16 protein-coding genes are annotated in these 18,048 nt (G+C 68.6%); 8 read left to right on the top strand and 8 right to left on the bottom strand.

What is annotated here, in order from left to right; all coding sequences use genetic code 11:
* Nucleotides 1–45: 45 nt before the first annotated feature.
* Nucleotides 46–990, top strand: coding sequence for a quinone oxidoreductase family protein (locus OHA18_RS39465; RefSeq protein ID WP_329000512.1), 945 nt, complete (start codon nt 46–48; stop codon nt 988–990).
* Here OHA18_RS39465 and OHA18_RS39460 read toward each other — a convergent pair.
* Nucleotides 987–2,024, bottom strand: coding sequence for a zinc-binding dehydrogenase (locus tag OHA18_RS39460; protein ID WP_329000511.1), 1,038 nt, complete (start codon nt 2,022–2,024; stop codon nt 987–989). The two genes, OHA18_RS39465 and OHA18_RS39460, sit on opposite strands and share 4 nt — an antisense overlap.
* A gap of 101 nt (nt 2,025–2,125) precedes the next feature.
* Between OHA18_RS39460 and OHA18_RS39455 the strand changes: the two genes are divergently transcribed.
* Nucleotides 2,126–3,004, top strand: a complete 879-nt coding sequence (locus OHA18_RS39455; RefSeq protein WP_329000510.1) for a helix-turn-helix domain-containing protein — start codon at nt 2,126–2,128, stop codon at nt 3,002–3,004.
* Between the two features lie 2 nt (nt 3,005–3,006).
* Entirely contained in the window at nt 3,007–3,408 is a 402-nt protein-coding gene (locus OHA18_RS39450; protein WP_329000509.1) for a (R)-mandelonitrile lyase, read from the top strand.
* Here OHA18_RS39450 and OHA18_RS39445 read toward each other — a convergent pair.
* The gene (locus tag OHA18_RS39445) at nt 3,377–5,653 is read right to left on the bottom strand and encodes a HelD family protein (protein ID WP_329000508.1); all 2,277 of its coding nucleotides are present in this window, start codon (nt 5,651–5,653) and stop codon (nt 3,377–3,379) included. The genes OHA18_RS39450 and OHA18_RS39445 overlap by 32 nt on opposite strands.
* A gap of 243 nt (nt 5,654–5,896) precedes the next feature.
* On the opposite strand from OHA18_RS39445, the gene OHA18_RS39440 reads away from it, so the two are divergent.
* From OHA18_RS39440 to OHA18_RS39430, 3 genes are read left to right on the top strand one after another with little or no spacing between them, the layout of a single operon-like run.
* Nucleotides 5,897–7,264, top strand: a complete 1,368-nt coding sequence (locus OHA18_RS39440) for a ferredoxin reductase family protein (RefSeq protein ID WP_329000507.1) — start codon at nt 5,897–5,899, stop codon at nt 7,262–7,264.
* Nucleotides 7,265–7,268: 4 nt separating this feature from the next.
* Nucleotides 7,269–7,739, top strand: coding sequence for an FMN-binding protein (locus OHA18_RS39435; RefSeq protein WP_329000506.1), 471 nt, complete (start codon nt 7,269–7,271; stop codon nt 7,737–7,739).
* Nucleotides 7,736–8,503 (top strand): FAD:protein FMN transferase, encoded by a 768-nt coding sequence (locus OHA18_RS39430; RefSeq protein WP_329000505.1) that lies wholly within the window; start codon nt 7,736–7,738, stop codon nt 8,501–8,503. The genes OHA18_RS39435 and OHA18_RS39430 overlap by 4 nt, the downstream gene beginning before the upstream one ends.
* Here OHA18_RS39430 and OHA18_RS39425 read toward each other — a convergent pair.
* The 3 genes from OHA18_RS39425 to OHA18_RS39415 are packed head-to-tail and all read right to left on the bottom strand — an operon-like array spanning nt 8,493 to nt 11,701.
* Entirely contained in the window at nt 8,493–9,380 is an 888-nt protein-coding gene (locus OHA18_RS39425) for a carbohydrate ABC transporter permease (protein WP_329000504.1), read from the bottom strand. The genes OHA18_RS39430 and OHA18_RS39425 overlap by 11 nt on opposite strands.
* A 1-nt stretch (nt 9,381) precedes the next feature.
* A complete protein-coding gene (locus OHA18_RS39420; RefSeq protein ID WP_329000503.1) occupies nt 9,382–10,323 on the bottom strand; it encodes a carbohydrate ABC transporter permease in 942 nt (313 codons plus the stop codon).
* Nucleotides 10,324–10,354: 31 nt separating this feature from the next.
* Nucleotides 10,355–11,701 carry an extracellular solute-binding protein gene (locus OHA18_RS39415; RefSeq protein WP_329000502.1) on the bottom strand — a complete coding sequence of 449 codons (1,347 nt, stop codon included), beginning with the start codon at nt 11,699–11,701 and terminating at the stop codon, nt 10,355–10,357.
* Nucleotides 11,702–11,970: 269 nt separating this feature from the next.
* On the opposite strand from OHA18_RS39415, the gene OHA18_RS39410 reads away from it, so the two are divergent.
* Entirely contained in the window at nt 11,971–14,328 is a 2,358-nt protein-coding gene (locus tag OHA18_RS39410) for a glycoside hydrolase family 3 N-terminal domain-containing protein (protein ID WP_329000501.1), read from the top strand.
* 4 nt (nt 14,329–14,332) lie between these two features.
* On the top strand, nt 14,333–15,379 hold the full coding sequence (locus tag OHA18_RS39405; RefSeq protein ID WP_329000500.1) for a LacI family DNA-binding transcriptional regulator: 1,047 nt from the start codon (nt 14,333–14,335) through the stop codon (nt 15,377–15,379).
* Here OHA18_RS39405 and OHA18_RS39400 read toward each other — a convergent pair whose 3' ends face one another.
* From OHA18_RS39400 to OHA18_RS39390, 3 genes are read right to left on the bottom strand one after another with little or no spacing between them, the layout of a single operon-like run.
* Nucleotides 15,380–16,036, bottom strand: a complete 657-nt coding sequence (locus OHA18_RS39400) for a hypothetical protein (RefSeq protein ID WP_329000499.1) — start codon at nt 16,034–16,036, stop codon at nt 15,380–15,382.
* Nucleotides 16,033–16,848, bottom strand: a complete 816-nt coding sequence (locus OHA18_RS39395; protein WP_329000498.1) for an ABC transporter ATP-binding protein — start codon at nt 16,846–16,848, stop codon at nt 16,033–16,035. Before OHA18_RS39395 ends, OHA18_RS39400 begins: the two co-directional genes overlap by 4 nt.
* On the bottom strand, nt 16,760–18,034 hold the full coding sequence (locus tag OHA18_RS39390; protein ID WP_329000497.1) for an MFS transporter: 1,275 nt from the start codon (nt 18,032–18,034) through the stop codon (nt 16,760–16,762). The genes OHA18_RS39395 and OHA18_RS39390 overlap by 89 nt, the downstream gene beginning before the upstream one ends.
* Nucleotides 18,035–18,048 lie beyond the last annotated feature (14 nt).

Raw genomic sequence — 18,048 nt, 5'->3', positions numbered from 1 at the left:
TAACAGTGTTAGAGTGAATCTAACGGTGTTAGAGAGAGGTGGGTCATGAAGGCTGCTGTGCTGCACGAGGTGGGCGGCGTCCCGCGCTACGAGGAGTTCCCCGACCCGGTGCCGGCCGCGGGGGAGGTGGTGATCGAGGTGCTCGCGGCCGCGGTCGAGAACGTCGACAAGGCGGTTGCTGCCGGCAAGCATTACGCGAGCGGGAAGTACCTGGGCGTGCTGCCGATGATCCCGGTGTTCGACGGGATCGGTGCGCTGCCCGACGGGACCGTGGTCGGCTTCGGCAACGTCCGGCCGCCGTACGGCGCACTGGCGGAGAGGACCGTCGTGCCCGAGGGGGCGTACGCGCGGATCCCCGACGGGATCGACCCGGCCGTCGCGACCGTGATGGCGTCGGCGATCACGGCGCTGACGATGAAGACCGCGGCCGGCCTGCAACCAGGGGAGACCGTGCTGGTGCAGGGCGCGACCGGTGTGGCCGGGCGGCTGGCGATCCAGGTCGCGCGCCTGCTCGGTGCCGGCCGGATCGTCGCAACCGGTCGTGACGACGCCCAGCTCGGCGAGCTCGACGCCGACACCGTGATCAACACCGCCGTCTCCGACGAGGAGCTGCAGCAGGCATACGCCGACGCCGGCGGGTACGACGTGGTCCTCGATTTCCTCTGGGGCCGCCCGACCGAGATCCTGCTCCGCGCGCTCACCCCGGACACGTTCGCCTTCGGTGCGCCGACGCGCATCATCCAGACCGGCGACGTGGCCGGCCCCAACCTCGTCGTACCCGGAGCGACGCTGCGGACCTCTGGTGTGGAGCTGTACGGCGCCGCTCGCAACCTGACGCCGGAGTCGATGGGGGAGTCGTACCAGCAGGTCGTCGAGTGGACCCGTGCGGGCGACCTCACCTTCCAGATCGACCGCGTGCCGTTGAGCGAGATCGAGTCCGCCTGGCAGCGCACCAGTTCGCACGGCCGCCGGGTCGTCGTCCAGCCTTAAGGCCGGATCAGGACCTTGAGGGCCTTGCGGTCGTCCATCGCGCGGTAGCCGTCCGGGACGCCGTCGAAGTCGACGGTCCGGTCGAACACCTTGCCCGGGGCAACGGTCCCGTCGAGGACCGCCGGCAGCAGCCGCTCGATGTACGCCCGCGCCGGCGCCGGGCCGCCGGTCAGGGTGATGTTCGGTCCGAACAGACTCGGGAAGCCCACCGGCGCATCGTCGTACTGCGGGACTCCGACGCGGCTGATGACGCCACCGGGGCGGACGACGCCGAGGGCCTGTTCGTACGCCGGCATGTGGCCGACCGCTTCGATGACGACGTGCGTTCCGTCGCCGCCGGTGAGCTCGCGAACCTTGGCGATGCCTTCTTCGCCGCGCTCGGCCACCACGTCGGTCGCGCCGAACTCGACGCCGAGATCGGTCCGGTCCTTGTGCCGGCCCATCAGAATGATGTGCCCGGCACCGAGCTGCTTCGCCGCGAGAACCGCGAGCAGTCCGACCGCGCCGTCACCGATCACGGTGACCGCGGTCGTCGGCGAGACACCGCCCTTGAGTGCCGCGTGGTACCCGGTGCCGTAGACGTCGGACAACGTCAGCAGCCCCGGAACCAAGGCCGGGTCCTCGCCGCCGGGGACCTTGACCAGCGTGCCGTCGGCCAGCGGCACCCGGACCGCCTCCGCCTGGCCGCCGGCGACGCCGTTCGCGTTCCAGAAGCCGCCATGCCGGCAGGACGTCTGCAGGTCCTCACGGCAGAAGTCACAGGTCCCGTCGGACCACGCGAACGGTGCGATGACGAAGTCGCCCTTCCGCAGCGTGGTCACGTCCCGGCCGACCTCCTCCACCACACCCACGAACTCATGGCCCATGGTCTTGCCGCCGGGTGTGACGGGCAGGTTGTGATACGGGTGCAGGTCACTGCCGCAGATGCAGGACGCGGTCACCCGGACCACGGCATCGGTTGGTTGCTGGATCACCGGGTCCGGTACGTCGATGACGCGCACATCCCCGGCGCCGTACAGGTAAGTCGCTCGCATGACTCCAGGAAACGTCACGCAGCGTGCGCGTGGGAGATCCTGTTGATCCAGGTAACGCCAGTGCCTCCCTCGTCCCGGCGACGGTCCGTAATGTTGGTGGCATGGACCACCGAGCCGAGATCAAGGAGTTCCTCAGCTCCCGGCGTGCGCGCCTGACGCCGGAGCAGGCCGGCCTGCCCGTGTACGGCGGCAACCGCCGGGTGAAGGGGCTGCGCCGCGAAGAGGTCGCGCTGCTGGCCGGTGTCTCGGTGGACTACTACGTCCGGATCGAGCGCGGCAATCTGGCCGGAGCCTCGGACGGAGTGCTCGAGGCGCTCGCCCGGGCGCTCCAGCTCGACGACGCCGAGCGTGCTCATCTGTTCGCCCTCGCCCGTGAGTCCGACGCGACCCCGACGGTGCGGCGGCGTGCGACGACGAAGGGTGTTCGGCCGGCCATCCAGCAGGTTCTCGATGCGATCACCGACGCGCCGGCCTGGATCCGCAACGGCCGGCACGATCTGCTCGCGGCGAACCGGATGGCGCGCGCCCTCTACGCGCCGATGCTCGCCGACTCCCGCCGGCCGGCGAACACCGCGCGGTTCGTCTACCTGGACCCGGCGTCGCAGGAGTTCTTCACCGACTGGGAGCGGGCGGCCGACGACATCGCCGCGATCCTCCGGCTGGAGGCGGGCCGCAGCCCGCACGACAAGGCGCTGACCGAGCTGATCGGCGAGCTGTCCACCCGGAGCGAGACCTTCCGGACCCGATGGGCGGCGCACAACGTCCGCTTCCACCGCACCGGCAAGAAGAAGCTGCACCACCCGGTCGTCGGCGACCTCGACCTCGACTTCGAGGCGATGGATTTCCCCTCCGACCCCGGCCTGATCCTGCTCGTGTACACCGCGCCGGCCGGGACGCCGACCGCGGACGCCCTGCAGCTCCTGGCCAGCTGGGCCGCAACCCAGGACCAACCCGAACCAGTTGCCCAAGACAAGGAATAGCTGTGCAGATCCTCCCCAAGCCCGCGACCGCCAAAGGACCGGCCGAGTGGTTCACGGGTGACGTCTGGTTCGACGTGATCATCCGCGGCGAGTCGCCGTCCCGCGTCCGTGTGAACACCGTCCGCTTCGCACCCGGCGCCCACACCGCCTGGCACCGGCACGCCAACGGCCAAACCCTCCACGTCACCGAAGGCGTGGGTCTGGTCCAGTCCCGCGGCGGCAAGGTCACGGTCATTCGCCCCGGCGACGTCATCTACACCCCACCAGGCGAATGGCACTGGCACGGCGCGTCGCCCGACAACTTCATGACCCACACCGCCATCTGGGAAGCCCTCGACACCAACGCCCCCGAAACCGAATGGGGCGACCACGTCACCCCCACGGAGTACGCCGTACCCGAGTGAGTACCTCGGGGAGGTTGCCGACGATGGTTAGGTGTTTGGTGGCTCGGGTGATGGCGACGTAGAGGTCGGAGAGGCCTCGGGGGGAGTCGGTGGTGATGGTGGTGGGGTCGGCGATCAGGACTGCGTCGAATTCGAGGCCTTTGGATTGGGCGACGTCCAGGAGGGCTGTTCGGGCGTCGAGGATCGATGGGTCGTGGGTGTGGGTTGCGTCGGGGAGGGCGGCGGCGAGTTCGTCGTAGCGGGAGGTGGGGACGATGACGGCCAGCCGGCCGTCGCCGATGGACTGTTGTTCGGACTTGATGGCGGCTCGGAGCGCGTCGGCCAGGTCCTCGGCGGGGACGTCGAGGATGGTTGGCTCGACGCCGGTTTCGCGGACCGAAGTGGGTGGGCTCAGGGTTGGGTCGATGGCGGCGAGGACGTCGGCGGCGATGGTCATGATCTCGGTCGGGGTGCGGTAGTTGACCGTCAGTTCGGCGGTGCGCCAGCGGCGTGGGGCGTAGCGGTCCAGGAGGTCGGCCCAGGAGCGTACGCCGGCGGCCGAGCCGGTCTGGGCGATGTCGCCGACGAGGGTCATCGAGCGGCGGGGGCAGCGGCGCATGAGCATCCGCCAGTCCATCGCGGACAGTTCCTGGGCCTCGTCGACGATGACGTGACCGAACACCCAGGTACGGTCCGATGCGGCGCGCTCGGCCAGGGTGAGGGGGTTGTCGATCAGCCGGGTGCGTTGCGCGATCAGGTCCTTGAACTGCTCGATCTCCCAGGGCATGATCTCGATCCGCTCGGCGGTCAGTTCGATGTCGATCACCCCGTGCGCGTACTCGCGGTTCGCCTCCACCGCGGCCGCTTCCTCGGCCGCCTGACGGTTGCGTCCGGCAACGATCCCGCTGGTCTCGCCGAGCAGCTCGGCCGCCTCGTCGAGCAGCGCGACATCGCACCGACTCCAGTCCGCGGTGGGTGGACGCAGTACGGCGGTCCGCTCGTCGTCGGTGAGATGTGGTGCGGCCGCGGTCAGACGGTCGGCGGAGGAGAACAGCACCGAGAGCAGCAGCTGCGGCGTGAGCTCAGGCCAGAGGCGGTCGAGCAGCTCCAGGACGCGGTCGTCCTCGGCGAGCTCCTTCTCGATGTCCTCGACGTCCTCGGTCCCGACGTACTGCCGTCCGATCCGTTCGACGATCTGTCTCGTCAGCGTCTTGAGGATCCGGCGGACGAAGATCGGCCGCGCCCGGTTGTGCTGCTCCTGCGCCGCCAGTGCGCCCTGCTGGGCCTTGCGGATCGCGCTCGGCCGCAGTACCAGCTCGTGCTGGTCGACCTTCAGCTGGATCGGCGCCGCCGGTACGACGCGGAAGCTGCTGATCGCCTGCGCGAGGACCTCGGCCATCGCCAGGTCACCCTTGATCCGTGCGGCCTCCGGCGACTCCGGAGCGGTGGCCTCCACGCCGGGGTACAGCTCGCTGATCGTGGCGAGCACGACGTCGGTCTCGCCGAGCGAGGGGAGGACCTGGTCGATGTAGCGGTTGAACGTGCTGTTCGGCCCGACGACGAGTACGCCGCTGCGCCCGAGCTGCTCGCGATGCGTGTAGAGCAGGTACGCCGCGCGATGCAGCGCGACCACTGTCTTGCCGGTGCCCGGACCGCCCTGGACGACGAGGACGCCCGGCAGGCTGGACCGGATGATCTGGTCCTGCTCGGACTGGATCGTCGCGACGATCTCGTTCATCCGGCCGGTGCGGCTCGCGGTCAGCGACGAGAGCAACGCGGCCTCGCCGATCAGCGTGCTGCGCTCGCCGTCGCCCAGCGCGTCCAGGTCGAGCAGGTCGTCGTCCACCCCGACGACGGACCGGCCGTGCAGCCGGATGTGCCGGCGGCGTTTGACGCCGAGCGGCTCGGCGGCCGTGGCGCGGTAGAAGACCTGCGCGACCGGCGTCCGCCAGTCGATCAGGAGCGGTTCGTAGTCCTCGTCGAACAGTCCGATCCGGCCGATGTGGAACTGTTCTCCGGCGGTCTCGTCGATACGCCCGAAACACAATCCCCGTTCCACCGACGACAACTGCGAGAATCGCCCGGAAAACAGCTCCGTGAACGATTCGCGTTCGGTGTATCCCTGGCCGGTGCCGGTGGTTTCCTCGATCTGTACCCGGTCGAGTTCGGTCCGGGCTTGCTCCCGCAGGATGTCCAGCCGGTCGTACATCCGGTCCACTTCTCCTTGTTCTGCGGTGATCTCGTCCGCGAGTAGCTGATCCGTCACGCTGCCCCCATGCTCTTGCGAACCCCCGATCACATCTGCTAATCTGGAAACAGATGCCCGAAAGGGTGTCTTTTTTATTGCCCGCACAAATACACAACGGTACCTATTTCCGGCGCCGCGGGCAACAGTTAATGCGGGCTTCTCTGAAACGACCGCTTCACAGCAGGCTCACAGCCAAGCCGAAGGACCTGCTCAGCAGGCGACTCGACACTGGGTGCAGTCATCTGCAGCTGAGGAGCCGCCATGTTCGAAGCGTTGGGCCGGCGGGCTGACGCCGACAGCACAGTGCGGACCGGCGCGTTCGTGGTGCTGTGGCTGAGCCTGCTTCTGGTTACCTACTGGTGGGTGGCCGACGGCGGCGTGCAGGAGTTGGGCGGCTGGGCGACCGGTCTGACGTCGCTCGGCCGGCTCACCGGGTTGCTGGCCGCAGCCTTGCTCCTGGCGCAGGTCGTCCTGATGGCCCGGGTGCCGATGCTGGAGGCGGCGTACGGGCAGGACCGGCTCGCGCGGATCCATCGCCTGACCGGGTTCACCTCGTTCAACCTGATGCTCGCGCATGTCGTCACCATCACCTGGGGATATGCGGCCGGCGATTTGGGCAAGACACCCGCGACGTTGTGGGATCTGACAGTCGACTACCCGGGCATGCTGCTCGCGGTCGCCGGCACCACCTGCCTGTGCCTGAGCGTTCTGACGAGCATCAAGGCGGCGCGGCGCCGGATCCGGTACGAGTCGTGGCATCTCCTGCATCTGTACGCGTATCTCGGCGTCGGACTGGCGCTGCCGCACCAACTGTGGACCGGCCAGGAGTTCCTCGCGTCGACCGGCCGGACCGTGTTCTGGTGGACCGCCTGGGCAGTCGCCGCGGCCGCGATCCTGATCTACCGGATCGGACTCCCGGTCCTGCGCAACGCGCGGCACCGCCTGCGGGTGACGGCCGTCGTCCCCGAGGCCGACCGGGTCGTCTCCGTGTACGTCGGCGGACGGCACCTGGACCGCCTGCAGACCGAGGCGGGCCAGTTCTTCTCCTGGCGGTTCCTCGGGCGGCCCGGCTGGACGCGGGCCAACCCGTACTCCCTGTCGGCCGCTCCTGACGGCCGGCAGTTGCGCATCACCGTCCAGGAAGCAGGCGACGGCAGCGCGGCGTTGAGCGGCGTACGACCGGGTACGCGCGTGCTGGTCGAAGGACCGTTCGGCCGGTTGAGTGCGCGAGCCCGTACCGAGCGGCGGATCGCGCTCATCGGAGCGGGGGTCGGTATCACCCCGTTGCGGGCTCTGGCCGAGGGTCTCGACTACGCCCCGGGCGATGCGGTTCTCATCCAGCGGTACACCGATCACCAACTCTTCAGGACGGAACTGCAGGCGCTGCACGATCGGCGCGGTCTGTCCCTGCTGACCTTGCCGGGACCTCGGCGCAGCCCTGCTTCGTGGTTCGGCCCGGGGCCGGGTGAGCTCGATGACTTGGAAGCGCTCCGGTATTGGATCCCGGACATCGCCGACCGCGACGTCTACCTGTGCGGACCCGACGCGTGGACGCAGCTGGTCAGGCACACCCTCGACGCCGCCGGCCTCCCGGCCGAGCGGCTCCATCTCGAAACCTTCAAGTGGTGACCCCGTGAAACGCATCGTGCTCTGGTTCCTCGGTACGGCATCGGCCGTCGTCCTGCTGTTCGGGTACCACACCTCGACCTCCGGCCCGCAGTCCACCGGACCGCCCGTCGGCAGCACACCATCGAGCCCCCCATCGAGCACACCGCCGAGCACATCGACGAGCACACCGTCCAGCGGTTCCTCGAGCGGTTCCACGACCGGTTCATCGACGGTGACCGGTGACGTCGCGCAGACCCAGTGGGGACCGGTTCAGGTCCAGCTGACCGTGCAGGCCGGCAAGATCACCGCGGTCAGCGTTCCGCAGTACCCGAACGGGAACCACCGCGATGCCGAGATCAACGAGTACGCGCTGCCGATCCTGATCAACGAAACCGTCCAGGCCCAGAGCGCAGACATCGACATGGTCAGCGGGGCGACCGTGACCAGTGACGGCTACATCCGTTCTCTGCAAAGCGTTCTGGACCAGGTGAAATGACGACCCGGTACGTCGAACACGTGATGGGCATGCCGATCAGCCTCGCGTTGCGCGGCCGGCATGCCGATGACGACCGCGCAGCCGAGGCGTGGGGAAGCGCTCTCGACTCTCTCCGAGACGCCGATCGGATCTTCAGTACCTACCGCCGGGATTCGTACATCTCCCGCCTCAACCGCGGCGAGCTGACCGTCGCAGACTGCCCGTCAGGGGTCGCCGAGGTCCTCGCACTCGGCGAACAGGCACGACGCGAGTCTCGAGGCGCGTTCGACGTACGGCGTACGTCCGGGCTTGACCCGAGTGGCGTGGTGAAGGGCTGGGCCGTCGAACGCGCTGCCCGGGCCTTCGACCGACTGGAGGGCACGGACTACTGCCTGTCCGCCGGCGGAGACATGACGTGTCGCGTCTCCGGTACGGCGTCCGACGCGTGGCGGATCGGGATCGAGGATCCGCACGCTCCGGACCGGGTGGTTGCGGTGGTACCGATCCGCAACGGCGCGATCGCCACATCCGGCCTGCACCGGCGCGGCGATCACATCACCGATGCTCGCACCGGCACGACGCCGTCCGCGCTGGCGTCGGTGACCGTGGTCCATCGATCGCTCACCCAGGCCGATATCGACGCCACCGCGGCGTTCGCGCTGGGCGCGGACGGTCTCGCCTGGCTACAGTCCCGACCAGGCCGCACCGGCCTGGTCGTCCTCGTCGACGGGACACGTCAGGTGTTCGGGGACAGGACCCCGGGAGTAGATGTCGCTACCGGCTGAAGCCGGCGGTGAGGCCGGAGAGCAGTTGCCGGCGGCTGACGGCGTACAGGATGACGATCGGCAGCGTGGTCAGGACGACCGAGGCGAGGACCGCCGGGACGTTGACGCTGTACTGGCCCTGGAAGGTCCACAGTGCCAACGGCAGTGTGCGCTTGTCCGGGCTCTGGGTCAGGATCAGCGGCAGGAGGAACCCGTTCCAGACGGCGAGACCGTTGTAGATGCTGACGGTCACGAGCGCCGGCCGGGTCAGCGGGAACGCGAGTGTGCGGAGCATGCCCCACTCGGTCGCGCCGTCCACCCGCATCGACTCGAACAGTTCCTTCGGTACGTCGCGGATGAAGTTCGACAGCACCAGCACCGACAGCGGGATCGAGAACGCGACCGACGGCAGGATCAGCGCGAGCAGGCTGTCGTACAGGTGCATCTTGATGATCAGCAGGTAGACCGGGATGATCGTCGCCTGCAGCGGGATCGCCAGCCCCATCAGGAACAGACCGTTGACCCCGGCAAGGAACTTGCTGCCGGCGCCGCGGATGATCGCGTACGCCGCCATGAACGAGATCCCGACCGCCGGGATGATCGTGCCGAGGGTGACGATCACGCTGTTGATGAAGTACCGCGGGAAGTCCGACTGGATCACCAGCTTGTAGTTCTCCGACGTCGGTGCGGACGGCAGGGCGAACGGGTTCTGGGTGAAGTAGTCGCTCTGGTCCTTGAAGCTGGTGACCACGATCCAGTACAGCGGGATCACCACGATCGCGAGCCAGATCCAACCGGCCAGCCCGCCGAACCAGTTCAGCTGGAGCAGCTTGTGCGCGCGCACCGGTCCGCCGCGTGCGCGGCGGGTCGACGTACTCGAGGTGGTTGCGATCGCCATCTCAGGCACCTTCCTGCTGGCTGGCCGTCGTACTGCCGCCGAGCCGCCGGAGCAGCAGTGCGAGCACCAGGCCGAGCAGCACGATGATGGACGCGATCACACTGGCGGGACCCATCTGGTTGGACATGAAGCCGCGCTTGTACATGTCGAGGGCGAGGACGCGGGTGGCGTCGCCCGGGCCGCCTGCGGTCAGCACGAAGATCAGGTCGAAGAAGGTCAGCGAACCGACCACCATAAGGGTCGACGACGTGATGATCGTGTACTTCAGTTGCGGCACGGTGATGCTGAAGAACTGCCGGATCCGGCCGGCGCCGTCGATCGAGGCGGCCTCGTACATCGTGGTCGGGATCTGCCGTACGCCGCCTTGGTAGATCAGCGAGTGGAAGGGGATGAACTGCCAGGAGACGATGAAGATCACCACGGCGATGGCGAGGTTGCTCTTACCGAGCCAGTCCTGGGTAAGGAAGCCGATGTGCAGGCCCGCGCCGAGGCCGAAGTTCGGATCGAGCAGGGCCTTGTACGTGATCGCGATCGCGGCCGAGCTGAGCAGCAGCGGGATGAAGTACAGCACGGCCAGGAACGCGCGGTACCGCTGCCGGCCGGCCAGGAACGTGCCGAGCAGCAGGCTCATCGGGGTCTGCACCGCCCAGGACAGGATCATGATCTCAAACGTCACCAAGACGCTGTGCCACGTCTGTGGATCGGACAGCACCGAGCGCCAGTTCGCGAACCCGTTCGCGTGGATCGGGCCGAGGCCGTCCCACTGGGTGAAGCTGAGCACGACCACGCCGATCAGCGGCACGACCCCGAACACGACAAACAGCACCAGCGCGGGCAGCACCATCCAGGCGACCGGACCGCTCCGCCCGACGCGGGACCCCCCGGCGCCGGACGAGACATTGCGGCCGGTCGCCGGGACGACGGGCGGAGCGGTCACGGTCATGGAATCTCCTGGCCTTCGATGTGTGACAGGTTCACTGGCCGATCACCGCGTTCATGTTGTCGGCGAACTGCTGGGGCGAGATCGACAGCTGGAACAGCTTGGCGATGTTGTCGAGCAGGGTCTCGGCCTGGGTCGGGCTGAGCGCCTGGTCCCACGACTGCGCGAAGTTCTTCGCGTTCGCCGCCGTGTCGTAGACGAAGTTGAGCCACTCGGCGTCGTTCTTGTCCGAGATCGACGCGAGCTTGTCCTTCGCGCTCTTCACTACCGGGATGTTGCCGGACTTCACCCAGGCGTCCACGGTGGCGTCGTCGAGGGTGTTGTTCGCGATGAACTTCTTCGCGGTGTCCTTGTCGCCCTGGCTCGCCTTGGAGGAGATCGACATGTACTGACCCGGGTTGCCGACGGTGTCGGTCGGGTCGCCCTTGCCGCCGTCGACCGGCGGGAAGTTCATGTACCCGAGGTGCCCGCCGGTGACGAAGTCCTTGCCGGCCGTCTTCATGTTGCCGTAGGTCCAGGCACCGTGCAGCATCATCGCCGCCTTGCCCGTGTAGAGCAGCGCCTGGTCGGCGTTGGAGTCGGCGGTGATGGACGAGAAGCCCTTGATGAAGCCGTTCGCCTTGATCAGCTTCTGCATCTCGTCGAGCGCCTTGAGTGCGGACGGGTCGGACCAGCCGTCCTTCTTGCCGTCGTAGATGTTCTGGAAGACCTCGCTGCCGCCGATCCGGTCGAAGAGGAACTCCAGCCACATCATGTTGGTCCAGCGCGACTGGCCGCCGAGCGAGAACGGCGCGATGCCCTTCGCGTTGAACTTCGGCACCAGGTCCATGATGTCGCCCCACGACTGCGGCGGCTCGGCGCCGATCTTCTCGAAGGAGCGCTTGTCGTAGAACAGCACGATCGGGGTGACGGTCTCTCCCGGCACGGCGTAGAGCTTGCCGTTGACGGTCGCCGCCGTGAAGGCGGACGGGAAGATCGAGTTCTTCAGGTCGGTCTGCTGGTTGAACCAGTCGGTCAGGTCCTCGACCTGGCCGGCCTCGACGTAGGCCTTCAGGCCGCCGCCGCCCCAGCCCCAGATCAGCGTCGGGCCCTGGCCGGCGCCGATCGCGGTCTTGATCTTCGCCTTGAACGCGTCGTTCTGGAACTCGGTGGTCTTGATCTTGGTGCTCGAGTTCGCGTCGTTGAACCGCTTGACCTGCGCCTCCCGGATCGCCTGCTGCGGCTGTCCGGTGAGGAACCAGTACGTCGTCCCGCTGCCGGCTGCCGCGCCGGCGGTGGAACCGGGCGTGCTCTTCGGGCCGGAACTACCGCAGGCAGCCAGTCCGGCCGCCAGTGCGCCGCCACCGACGAAACCTAGGAAGGTACGTCGGGATGTCGTCATGGGATCCACAGTGATCTCCGTACTCCGTGCTGCCCCCACAGGTTGCGGAAGGCACCTGCCGATATGACTTGTTTTCGAAACATAGGTTTCGGAGATAGTGCTGTCAAGACTTGAACTAAGGGGACTTTGGGGTCACAGTGAGGTCACGTAATCCCCTGCTGTCACAGGTGATTCACAGACCCGAGGCGGATCGCCGGGGTCGGCCGGAGAGCTTCGAAAAGTTTTCGATAATTGCTCACCGAAATGAATGATCATCAAGGGAGATTTTCTTGTCCATCTCGACTGACCGGCCCTGGCGCGACTCCGCGCTGCCCGCTGCGGAGCGGGCCGGCCTCCTGCTGCGGGCGATGACGCTGGAGGAGAAGGTCGCGCAGCTGGGCAGTCGGTGGGCCGGCAACGACATGGCCGACGCCGAACTGTCCGAGGACGGGACGATGAACGTCGCGCCGATGGAGGACGTCTTCTCGACCGCGGGTTCGCTGTCGCTGCAGGACGCGAGCCGCGACGGCCTCGGTCATCTCACCCGCGTCTGGGGCAGCTACCCGCAGACCGTGGAGCAGGGCATCGCCGAGGTGATCCGGCAGCACGAGATCGTGCTGAAGAACTCACGACTCGGCATCCCCGCACTCGTCCACGAGGAGTGCCTCACCGGCTTCACGACGTACGGCGCGACCGTCTACCCAGCGTCCATCGCCTGGGGTGCGACGTTCGACCCGGCGCTGGTCGAGCGGATGGCGGCCGCGATCGGGCGGGACATGGCCGCGGCCGGGGTGCAGCAGGGATTGTCGCCGGTGCTCGACGTCGTGCGTGACTATCGCTGGGGCCGGGTCGAGGAGACGATCGGCGAGGACCCTTACCTGGTGGCGATCCTGGGTTCGGCGTACGTGCGCGGTCTGCAGAGCGCGGGTGTGCTCGCGACCCTGAAACACTTCGCCGGGTACTCCGCTTCGCGCGCCGGCCGCAACCACGGCCCCGTGTCGATGGGCAAGCGGGAGCTGCTCGACATCATCCTGCCGACGTTCGAGACCGCGATCGCGACGGCCGGCGCCGGATCGGTGATGAGCTCGTACGCCGACCTCGACGGACTGCCCGCGAGTGCGGATCCGTGGTTGTTCACCGACGTACTGCGGGGTGAGTGGGGTTTCGAGGGGACGGTCGTCTCGGACTACTGGGCGGTGCCGTTCCTTGCGTCGATGCACCGGGTCGCGGCGGACGACGCGGAGGCCGGCGCGCTGGCGTTGACGGCCGGGACGGACGTGGAGCTGCCGGACACGATCGGGTTCGCCGGGCTGGTGGACAAGGTGAAGTCGGGCGAGGTGTCCGAGGAGCTGATCGACCGCGCGGCGCTGCGGCTGCTGGTGCAGAAGGTCGAGCTCGGGCTGCTCGACGAGGACTGGACGCCGGAGGGTTCGGTGCGGGCGGAGGTCGACCTGGACTCGGCGGACAACCGGGCGCTCGCTGCCGAGCTGGCCGAGAAGTCCGTCGTCCTGCTCGACGCGGGCACGGCGCTTCCGCTGACCGGCCTCGCGAAGGTTGCCGTCGTCGGACCGACGGCGCACGATCCGCGGACCCTGATGGGCTGTTACGCGTTCCCGAACCATGTGCTGCCGCGCTATCCGGAGCGTGGGCTGGGGATCGCGATCGCGTCGCCGCTTGATGCCTTGCGCAACGAGCTGGCGGGTGTGGAGGTCTCGTACGCCAAAGGATGTGAGGTCATCGGGGACGATCGCTCCGGGTTCGAGGCGGCCGTTGCGGCGGCCCAGGACGCGGATGTGTGTGTTGCGTTCGTCGGCGACCTGTCGGGGTTGTTCGGGCATGGGACCTCGGGGGAGGGGTGTGATGCCGAGGATCTGCGGCTCCCCGGTGTGCAGGGTGAGATGCTCGACGCACTGCTCGATACCGGGAAGCCGGTGGTCGTAGTAGTGGTGTCGGGGCGGCCGTATGCGCTGGGGTTGTTCGCGGAGCGGACCGCTGGATTGGTCCAGGCGTTCATCCCGGGGCAGGAAGGCGCGGCGGCGATCGCGGGTGTGCTCAGTGGACGGATCGTGCCCAGCGGCAAGCTGCCGGTGCAGATTCCGCGGCACGTCGGTGGGCAGCCCGGTACCTACCTGCAGCCGGCGCTCGGCAGCGTGGAGAGCGCCGGGATCAGCGGGCTCGAGGTCCGGCCGTTGTACCCGTTCGGGTTCGGCGCGTCGTACACGAGCTTCACGGTCGCCGACCTGCAATTGAGTGCTCCGGAGATCGGCAACGACGGCGAGTTCACCGCGACGGTGCACGTGCGCAACACCGGGGACCGCGGCGGCGACGAGGTCGTGCAGTTGTATCTGCGCGACGTGGTTGCCCAGGTCGCTCGGCCGTTGAAGCTGCTGACCGGGTTCGCGCGGGTGTCGCTCGCGCCGGGTCAGGCGGCCGACGTCACGTTCCGGATCCACGCCGATCGCACTGCGTACACGGGTCCGGATCTGCGGCGGATCGTCGAGCCCGGGGACTTCGAAGTGATGGTGGGCACGTCGTCGCTGGACCTGCCGTGTCGCGCCATGGTCCGGATCACCGGGGATGTGAGGGTGGTCGGGCACGACCGGGTCCTGACGACTCCGGTGACGATCCAGGATCCCGGCGGAGGATGACGACATGACTCGGTTGAAGGGCCGCGTCACCCTGGCGACCGTGGCCGGGACGGCCGGTGTCTCGGTGGCCACGGTGTCCAAGGTGCTGAACGGTCGCAGCGACGTCTCGGCGGTCACCCGCGCACGCGTCCAGGAGGTCCTCGAGAAGCACGGGTACGTCGGCCGCCGCCCGGAGCCGACGCACCGGGACACGGTCGAACTGTTCTACCAGGGCGTGCTGAACGCGTACTCGGTCCAGGTCATCCAGGGCGTGGTCGAGGCCGGTCAGCTGGCGGGCGTCGACGTCGTACTCAACGCTCACCCGCCGCACCCGCCGACGTCGAGCAGCGGGCGGGCCGCGCGGTGGATCCGGGCCTTGATCGGCAACGGCCGCCTGGCCGCGATCGGACTCACCAGCCAACTGGCGGATGCTGACCTGGCCGCACTGGCGCGAGCCCGGCTGCCACTGGTCGTGGTCGACCCGGCGAACATCCCGCAGCCGGACGTGACGAGCGTGGGCTCGACGAACTTCGCCGGCGGGATGGCCGCCGCCCAGCACCTGCTGTCCCTCGGCCACCGCCGGATCGGGTACGTCGGCGGCCAGCCGACCTCCGGGTGCAACCAGGCCCGGATGAGCGGCTTCCGCAGCGCCATGGACGCGGTCGGTGCCGCGGTGCCGCCGGAGTACGTCTGGCTGAGCGACTTCCTCTACGACGACGGCGTGGCCGGCGGTTCGGCGATGCTGGATCTGCGGGACCGGCCGACCGCGATCTTCGCCGGCAGCGACGAGGTCGCGCTCGGGATCCTGGAGGCCGCTCGGGCCCGCGGCCTGCGGGTGCCCGAGGACCTGAGCCTGGTCGGCTTCGACGACACCGAGGTGGCGCGGCTCGCATCGCCGCCGCTCACCACCGTGCGGCAGCCGCTCCGCGAGATGGGCGCGGTCGCGCTCCGCACGGCGATGCAACTGGCGGCGGGGGAGCAGGTCGCGTCGCATCATGTCGAGCTGGCGACGAGCCTGATCGTCCGCGGCTCGGCCGCACCCCACGAGTTGTCCTCGGTGGCGGCCTCCTGATCATTCCTTCCGGTCGGCGAGGGCCTTGGTCGCGAACACCGCGACGGCCAGGACCACCACGGACAGCGCTGCCAGCAGAGTGAGCGGTACGGCGTTGGCGCCGGCCGTCTTGTCGTCCGACAGCACCGTCATGATCGGGCGGATCGGAGAGACCCAGCGGAGCAGCAGTACGACGAGGATCGCGGCGGCCGCGGTGAGCATCGCGATCCCGATCCGCCGGATCACCAGCCGCGAGCACAGCAAACCGATCGCCGATCCGACCAGCGCCGCCCCGAGCTGTGCCGCTGCACCGACCGCGAGATCTCCCGCGGTGACGTCGTGCGACCCGGTGACGATCGGGTAGACCAACCCGACGACGAGCAGCGGCACGCACCAGGTCACGACGACCGCGACCGTCATCACCAGAACGCGCAGCGAGCTCCCCACCATGACGACGGTGATCTGCCGCTGCGTCGGGTCTTCGTGGTTGACGATGCTGACGGTCAACCACGTCGTACACACCAGCATCGCCAGCACGCAGAACGCGTACGACGACTGCAGCGGCCCGTTGTCGGACGTCGTACCGACGGCCATCGCCGCGAGGAAGATCAGGGTCGGCGGGAGGTAGCGCTGGGAGAGCAGGACGCTGGACATCAGATAGCGGTAGAGAGCGCTCACTCGGACGTCACCTGGCGAACCGTCGTCACTGACCAGCCGTGTTGCAGAGCAGTCAGCAGAGCCGCGTCGTGCCGGCCGGTCGGCACCGTCAACGTGACACCCGCCTCGTGCGGCCGTACTTCGACCACGTCGGGGTGCCGGGACCAATCGATCTCGGCCCCGGGAACCATCGAGATCTCGGTCAAGCCGGCTTGCTGGGGCAGCGCCGTCAGCCGGCCGTCCCCGATCTCGCAGACTCGGGTCGCCGTTGACCTGACGACCTGCGCGGAGTGCTCGGTGAACGCAACCGCCGCGCCTTGTGCGGCCGTCTCGGTGAGGAGTTCGCGCAGGGTCGTGTGAGCGGTTGCGTCGAGACCGGCCCACGGTTCGTCGAGGACAAGGAGCTCGGGCGGGGCGAGCAGGGCCTGCGCGAGCGCGACCTTCTGCGCGTTGCCCTTCGACAGCTTCCGCATCGGTGTGTCCGCGCCGCCCGCGAGCGCGAGCCGGTCCAGCAACTCGAGAGCGCGCTCTCTCGCCGTTCTCGTGCTGAGTCCGCGGATCCGGCCCATGTGCCGCAGGTACGCCGACGCGGACAGCCGATCGTGGGACGCGAAGACGTCCGGGACGTAGCTGACCGCGCGGGCGGTGCGCCGTACCGATCCTGTCGACGGCCGGGACAGGCCGACCATCAGCTTGAGGACCGTGGACTTGCCGGAACCGTTCGCGCCGACCAGTGCGAGCAGCTCACCCGCGTTCACCTGCAGGTCGACGTCCGCCAGGATCTCCCGCCGCCCGTACCGTTTCGAGACTTGCCGCAGCCGGACCACTTCCATGCGGCGAGCCTATCCATCCGGCGGTCCTCATCACCCGGGACAGCGGGCGGGTGAGGATCGCGGAGACCAGCAACGACGCCACGGCGAAGGCCGTCATCGTCGGTGCAGCCGCGGTCAGGTCGGCCAAGGCGCCGGCCAGGATCGCGACCACGCCGAACGTCGTACCTCGCAGCGCTGACTCCAGCCCGAGTACCTGTCCGCGCAGCTCCGCGGGAGTCAGGTCGACGAGAACCTCCTGCTGGGCCAGCGAAGCGGAGTACCCGAAGCTGCCGACCGCGACGAGTACGCAGAGCACGGCGATCGGCAGGCCGAACGCGAAGCCCAGGAACGGTACGGCGAGCACGAACCGGAGCCAGCGTCCCGCCGACCGGCGGCCGTTGCGGGTCAGGAAGCGGCCGACGACGAGATCGCCCGTCATCATCCCGGCCGCTCCCGCGGCCAGTAGCCAGCCGGCGCGAGGTCCGGCGTACGGGACGAAGAGGGCCTCGCAACCGACGATCAGGCCGTTGGGAAGGGTCAGCGCGAGCAGGATCGGACGGGTACGGGTTTCGGAGAGGAGAACGCGGTTGCCGCGCCAGGTCTCGGCGAGACCGGTCCGCGCGACCCGGCGCGGCGCACGATCCTGCAGCCCGAACCGCATCACCGGTACGGCGAGGGTGGCGAAGCCGGTGGCGATCCAGAGGACGGTCGGCGGACTGACCGCCTGCAGCAGGATGCCCGCGATGCCGAAGCCGGCGATCTGCATCGCACCGACGGACAGGTTCATCGCCGACCGGCCGAGGATGAACTGCTCGTCCTGCACCACTTCACCGAGCAGTCCGTAGCGGACGCCGGCGCCGATCGACAGACCGTACGCGAGCGTGAGCGACAGCAGCAGACGCAGGCCGGGGGACAGGTCGAGCGCGGCTTGGATGCCGACCGCAACGGCCGAACCGGCCGCGAGCAGCGTGAGGATCGGCCGTGGCCGGGCGGTGTCCGCGGCCGACATCAGCGTGGAGACGCCGAGGACCTGGGCGAGCGACGGGCCGAACATGATCGCGGCCGCGAGCAGCGCGGACCCGGTCGTGGCGTCGACCACGATCGCCAGCGTCAGGCTGGTCATGGTCGCAGAGGCGTTGCCCAGCGCACTGCCGATCCACAGGTTGCGGAACTCGCGGTTGGCGAAGATCGCTCGATACGTGCTCATGACGAGCAGCATCG

Origin of the sequence: Kribbella sp. NBC_00709, from assembly GCF_036226565.1 — a bacterium.
Lineage (GTDB): Bacteria > Actinomycetota > Actinomycetes > Propionibacteriales > Kribbellaceae > Kribbella.
The sequence above is the reverse complement of the archived record's forward strand: the minus strand, read 5'-3'. Positions and strand labels throughout refer to the sequence as shown.